Annotated in this window: 1 protein-coding gene; it reads left to right on the top strand. The window is 72.5% G+C overall.

Features of this window, described 5'->3' with window-relative positions:
- Positions 1 to 100: 100 nt before the first annotated feature.
- Positions 101 to 1,076 (top strand): IS481 family transposase (locus NW198_RS09630; protein WP_258340946.1); only part of this gene is annotated, 976 nt, incomplete at its 3' end.

The raw sequence follows: 1,076 nt of genomic DNA, 5'->3' as shown, positions 1-1,076 counted from the left end.
TGTTCAGCGCCAAGACGTTGTTTACATCCAAGTGGTGACAAACAGGGATGGCTCCCGCATGCTGTGAGTTGTCTAGGCTTGCAGCGAAGGGGGCCATCCCATGTCCCAACATCCTAACGCAAGGCTCACGCCGAGGGGGCGGGAGACGCTCGTCTCCCGCATAGAGGCCGGCGCCGGCGTCGCCGAGGCCGCCCGCCAGATGGGCGTCAGCCGCCAGACCGCGTCCAAGTGGCTCGCCCGCGCCAGGCGCGGCGAGCCCATGTCCGACAGGAGCAGCAGGCCGCGCCGGCTCGCCCGGTCCACGCCGCCCGACGCCGAGGAGCGCGTGCGCGACGCGCGCTCGTCCATGCTGCTCGCGCCCCTCGCGCTCGCCGCCGCGACCGGGGTTCCGGCGCGCACCTGCGCCAGGATCGTGGCGCGCTCGGGGCTGCCCAGGCTCGCCGACGTCGACCGCGTGACCGGCGAGGTCCGCCGGAGGGGCCCCGTCACGCCCGTGCGCTACGAGCGCGAGCGCGCGGGCGAGCTCGTCCACGTCGACGTGAAGAAGGTGGCGAGGATACCGGACGGGGGCGGCTGGCGCGCCCTCGGCAGGGGCGGGGACCCCTACGGCGGGCACTCCGGCGCGGGGACGTCGTGCCTGCACGTCGCCGTGGACGACTTCTCCCGCGTCGCCTACGCCGAGCTCCTGCCCGACGAGCGCAAGGGCACGTGCGCGGGGTTCATGGCCCGCTGCGTCGCCTTCTTCGCCGGGCTGGGCGTGGCGGTCGAGCGCGTCATGACGGACAACGGGCCGGGGTACCGCAGCCGCGAGTTCAACGGCCTGCTGGCGTCCGAGGGGGTCCGGCACGTGTACACCAGGCCCTACAGCCCCTGGCAGAACGGGAAGGTCGAGCGGATGAACCGCACGCTCGCGCAGGAGTGGCAGTACGGCAGGGCATGGGAGAGCGAGGCCGGGAGGGCTGGCGCCCTCCCGGCCTTCGTGGAGCACTACAATTGGGAGCGTCCGCACAGCGCGTGCGGGGGCCTGCCGCCCATGTCACGCATAGTCGGCGTCAACAACGTTATGGCACACAACA

The organism is Thermophilibacter sp. ET337, from assembly GCF_024733715.1.
In the GTDB taxonomy this organism is placed as follows: Bacteria; Actinomycetota; Coriobacteriia; order Coriobacteriales; family Atopobiaceae; genus Thermophilibacter.
The sequence above is the reverse complement of the archived record's forward strand: the minus strand, read 5'-3'. Positions and strand labels throughout refer to the sequence as shown.